5 protein-coding genes are annotated in these 4882 nt (G+C 70.6%); all 5 read left to right on the top strand.

Going from position 1 to position 4882, the window contains the following annotated elements; genetic code table 11:
• The first annotated feature begins 57 nt into the window (after positions 1 to 57).
• Positions 58 to 1260 (top strand): acyl-CoA dehydrogenase family protein, encoded by a 1203-nt coding sequence (locus DPV74_RS38970; protein ID WP_119339127.1) that lies wholly within the window; start codon positions 58 to 60, stop codon positions 1258 to 1260.
• Positions 1257 to 2057 carry an SDR family oxidoreductase gene (locus tag DPV74_RS38965; protein WP_060319685.1) on the top strand — a complete coding sequence of 267 codons (801 nt, stop codon included), beginning with the start codon at positions 1257 to 1259 and terminating at the stop codon, positions 2055 to 2057. Before DPV74_RS38970 ends, DPV74_RS38965 begins: the two co-directional genes overlap by 4 nt.
• Complete coding sequence (locus DPV74_RS38960) at positions 2057 to 2542, top strand: MaoC family dehydratase (RefSeq protein ID WP_059697767.1); 486 nt, start codon at positions 2057 to 2059, stop codon at positions 2540 to 2542. Before DPV74_RS38965 ends, DPV74_RS38960 begins: the two co-directional genes overlap by 1 nt.
• A 17-nt stretch (positions 2543 to 2559) precedes the next feature.
• Positions 2560 to 3765 carry an acetyl-CoA C-acyltransferase gene (locus DPV74_RS38955; protein ID WP_027791721.1) on the top strand — a complete coding sequence of 402 codons (1206 nt, stop codon included), beginning with the start codon at positions 2560 to 2562 and terminating at the stop codon, positions 3763 to 3765.
• A 172-nt stretch (positions 3766 to 3937) separates the two neighbouring features.
• Positions 3938 to 4882 (top strand): YCF48-related protein (locus tag DPV74_RS38950; protein WP_119339128.1); only part of this gene is annotated, 945 nt, incomplete at its 3' end.

The raw sequence follows: 4882 nt of genomic DNA, 5'->3' as shown, positions 1-4882 counted from the left end.
CGCCGCCGCGGTTGCGGCGCCCGCCCGCCCGTCCGCCGCGCGCGCAGGAGCCCTTCAATGAACAGCGAAACGCGCGAACAGCAATTGCGGCACGAAGTGGCCGACTGGGTGCAATCGCACCTGACCGGCGAATTCGCGTGCCTGAAATATCGCGGCGGCCCCGGCGACGAGGAAGCGTTTCCCGATCTGCGCAAGGCATGGGAGCGGGAACTGGCGCGGGGCGGCTGGACCGGCCTCGGCTGGCCGACCGCCGCCGGCGGGCGCGGCTTCTCGGTGGCCGAACAGGTGATCTTCCACGAGGAATACGCGCGCGCCGGAGGCCCGGGAAGGATGGGCCACATCGGCGAAGGGCTGCTCGGGCCGACGCTCGTCGCATGCGGCACCGACGACCAGCGCGCGCGCTTCCTGCCCGGCATTCTCGCCGGCACGCAGTTCTGGTGCCAGGGCTACTCCGAGCCGGGCGCGGGTTCCGACCTGGCCAACGTGCGCACGCGTGCCGAACAGGATGCGGACGGTACGTGGCGCGTCCACGGCCAGAAGGTCTGGACGTCGCTTGCACACGATTCCGACTGGATCTTCGTGCTCTCGCGCACCGATCCCGCGTCGAAGGGCAACAAGGGGCTGTCGTTCCTGCTGATGCCGCTCGACCAGCCGGGCATCGAGATCCGGCCGATCAGGCAGCTCAACGGCGGCGAGGAATTCAACGAAGTGTTCTTCGACGGCGCGCGCGCGGAAGCACGCGACCTCGTCGGCGCGCCCGGCGACGGCTGGCGGATTGCGATGACGCTGCTCGGTTTCGAACGCGGGATGTCGACGCTCGGCCAGCAGATGCAGTTCGTCCGCGAACTCGAATGGGTGATCGACGCCGCGCGCGAATCGGGCGCGGACCGCGACCCGGTGCTGCGGCAGCGGATCGGCCGCGCATGGGCCGGGCTGCGCGTGATGCGCTACAACGCGCTGCGCATGCTGTCCGGCGCCGACGACGCCGATGGCGGTGCCATCGCGCCGCTGCGCCGCGAGGCACTGATCTACAAGTATTTCTGGTCGAACTGGCACCGCGACCTCGGCCAGCTCGCGATGGATGCGCTCGGGCCCCGCGCGAACGTGATCGATCCGGCCGACGAAAAGCTCACCCATCTGCAGCGCGTATTCCTGTTCTCCCGTGCGGACACGATCTACGCGGGTACCAACGAAATCCAGCTCAACATCATGGCCGAGCGCGGGCTCGGCATGCCCAGGGAACCACGAGGCACCGCATGACCGAACCCCAGATCCAGAAAGCGCCGGCCTACGTGCCGGGCCACCGGCTGCTCGCCGGCAAATCGGTGCTGATCACGGCCGCCGCCGGCGCCGGCATCGGCTTCGCGGCCGCGCGCCGCTGCGCGGAGGAAGGCTGCCGCGCGCTGTTCATCTCCGACATCCACGAAAAGCGCCTCGAACAGGCCGTCGAAACGCTGCGCGCCGAAACGGGGCTCCAACAGGTCTACGGCCGCCTGTGCAACGTCGCGGTGGAGGCCGACGTGCAGGCACTCGTTGCCGACGCGCAGGACAAGCTCGACGGCGTCGACGTGCTGATCAACAACGCGGGGCTCGGCGGGTCGACCCGCATCGTCGATATGGACGATGCCGAATGGTCGCGCGTGATCGACATTAGCCTCACCGGGACGTTCCGGATGACGCGCGCGATGCTGCCGCACATGCAGGCCCGCGGCCGCGGCGCGATCGTCAACAACGCATCGGTGCTCGGCTGGCGCGCGCAGGCGGAACAGGCGCACTACGCGGCGGCGAAGGCGGGCGTGATGGCGCTTACGCGCTGCGCGGCGCTCGAGGCGTCGCCCTACGGCGTGCGCATCAACGCGGTCGCGCCGAGCATCGCGATGCACGATTTTCTGAAGAAGTCGGCCCCGGCCGACCTGCTGAATCAACTGGCGTCGCGCGAAGCCTTCGGGCGCGCCGCCGAAGTCTGGGAGGTCGCGAACGTGATGGTGTTCCTTGCAAGCGATTACGCGTCGTACATGACGGGCGAAGTGCTGTCGGTCAGCAGCCAGCACGCATGATGAGCGCGACCCTCGACCCCGTGCGCGCGACGCCCCGCGTGTTCGCGCATCCCGGCGAACTCGCGGCGGCCGTCGGCGACACGCTCGGCGCGAGCGCGTGGCTCGCGATCGACCAGATCCGCATCGACGGCTTCGCCGACGCGACGGGCGATCACCAGTGGGTGCACGTCGACCCGGTGCGCGCGAAAGACGGCCCGTTCGGCGCGTGCATCGCGCACGGCTACCTGACGCTGTCGCTCGTCAATCATTTCCTGCCGCAGATCGTGCGTATCGACGGCGCGCGGCTCGGCGTCAACTACGGCTGCGACAGGATCCGTTTCCCCGCGCCGGTGAAGGTTGGCGCGCGCGTGCGCGGTGTCGGCGAGCTGCTGCGCGTCGAGCCGCTCGACGGCGGCGTGCAGGCATGGATTCGCGTGACCGTCGAGATCGAAGGTGAAGCGAAACCCGGCTGCGTGGCCGACACGATCAGCCGTTACTACTTCTAGATTCAGAGAGCCAGCCCATGGAAGACGCAGTCATCGTTTCCGTCGCACGCACGCCGATCGGCAAGGCGTTTCGCGGCATGTTCAACGACACCGAGGCACCCGCGCTGGGCGGCCACGTGGTGCGCACCGCGCTCGAACGCGCGGGCGTCGCGCCGGCCGACGTCGACGACGTGCTGATCGGCTGCGCCGCGCAGCAGGGCACGCAGGGCTACAACATCGGCCGCCTGTCGGCGGCGGCGGCCGGGCTGCCGGCATCGGTGCCCGGCATGGCGATCGACCGCATGTGCTCGTCGGGCCTGATGTCGATCGCGAGCGCCGCGCGCAGCATCGGCGCGGGCGATGCGCGGATCGTGGTCGCGGGCGGCGTCGAGTCGATCTCGCTCACGCAGAACAAGCACAAGAATGCGTATCGCGCGCGTTCGCAGGCCGTGCTCGACCACCAGCCGGCCGCCTACATGGCGATGATGGAAACGGCCGAGATCGTGTCGCGCCGCTACGGGATCTCGCGTGCGGCGCAGGACGAATTCGCGCTGCAGAGCCACCAGCGCACGGCCGACGCCCAGGCGGCCGGCCGCTTCGATGCGGAAATCGCGCCGCTCGACGTGCGGCGCGCGCTGTTCGACAAGGAAGGCAACCCGGCCGGCCACGAGGATCTGCGTGCGGCGCGCGACGAAGGCGTGCGTGCCGACACGACGGCCGAACGGCTCGCGGGGCTGAAGCCGTCGTGGAGCGGCGGCAAGGTCGTCGAGCAGGGCGAGTTCGTGACGGCCGGCAATGCGTCGCAACTGTCGGACGGCGCGGCGGCCGTGGTCGTGATGTCGCGCAGCGAGGCGCTACGCCGCGGGCTGACGCCGCTCGGCGCGTTCCGCGGCCTCGCGGTGGCCGGCTGCGAACCCGACGAGATGGGCATCGGCCCGGTGTTCGCGATTCCGAAGCTGCTCGCGCGCTTCGGGATGACCGTCGGCGACATCGGGCTGTGGGAGCTGAACGAGGCGTTCGCGTGCCAGGCGCTGTACTGCCGCGACACGCTCGGCATTCCCGACGCCCGGCTGAACGTCGACGGCGGTGCGATCGCGCTCGGCCATCCGTTCGGGATGTCGGGTACGCGGATGACGATGCACGCACTGCTCGAAGGCGCGCGGCGCGGCGTACGGCACGCGGTCGTGACGATGTGCATCGGCGGCGGGATGGGGGCCGCCGCGCTGTTCGAGGTCGGCGCATAGGGCACGTCGCGGACGTAGCGGCACGCGGATGGGCCGCGCCGCACACCCGGCGAACCATTCACGAACGACGATTCGAGGCCGCGGCCATGACCGGCGGCCCGGAGACTTGCAGGCGACGGTCGTCGGCGCGCACGCGCCAACGGCCGTCGAACGCAGAAACAGGAGACAAGCCATGAAACGAACCTTGCCCGGACTCGCGATGTCGGCGCTCGTGCTCGGCGCCGCGCTGTTCGCGTTTTCCCCGCGCCCGCTGCCGGCGTTCCCGGTCACCGCGATCCATGCGGACCGGCTGCAGATCAACGGGCTCGCCCGAGCCGGCGCGCGCATCGTCGCGGTCGGCGAACGCGGCGTGATCCTGCTGAGCGACGATTCGGGCGCCCGCTGGCGGCCGGCGTCTGTCACGCCCGACCAGGCATCGACGCTCACGCAGGTGCGTTTCATCACGCCGACGCTCGGGATCGCGGTCGGCCACGACGGCCGGATCGTCCGAAGCGACGACGCTGGCATGCACTGGCGTGAAGTGCACATCGACCATGAGCATTCCGATCCGCTGCTGTCCGTGTGGGGCGCGGCGGGCGGCCCGCTGTTCGCGGCCGGCAGCTTCGGCCAGCTGCTGCGTTCGGACGACGCGGGCCTCACGTGGCAGCCGCTGAAGACGCCGGCCGGCGACCGTCACCTCAACGCGATCGTCGGCGACGGCCACGGCAACCTGCTGGTCGCGGGCGAGAGCGGCACCCTGCTGCGCTCGACCGACAACGGCGCGACGTGGGACAAGCTGCCGTCGCCGTACGCCGGTTCGCTGTTCGGCGCGCTGATGCTCGCGAACGGCGACTGGGTCGCATACGGGATGCGCGGCAACGTGGTGCGCAGCACCGATCGCGGCGCGACCTGGACGCATGTGGACAGCCACGTGCCGGTGTCGTACTTCGGCGCGACCCAGCTCACCGGCGGCGAACTCGTGCTGGTGGGGCAGGGCGGCGCGATCGTCGCATCGCGCGACGGCGGGCTGACCTTCGACGTGCGCAAGCTCGGCGGCGTGCAGAGCCTCGCGGCCGTGCTCGACATGGGCCACGGCGCGCTGCTGCTCGGCGGCGAGGCCGGCGTCGCGCCGCTGGCC

The sequence above is a fragment of the Burkholderia sp. HAN2018 genome, assembly GCF_024704855.1.
Lineage (GTDB): Bacteria > Pseudomonadota > Gammaproteobacteria > Burkholderiales > Burkholderiaceae > Burkholderia > Burkholderia cepacia.
This window is presented reverse-complemented; position numbering and strand designations above follow the sequence as displayed.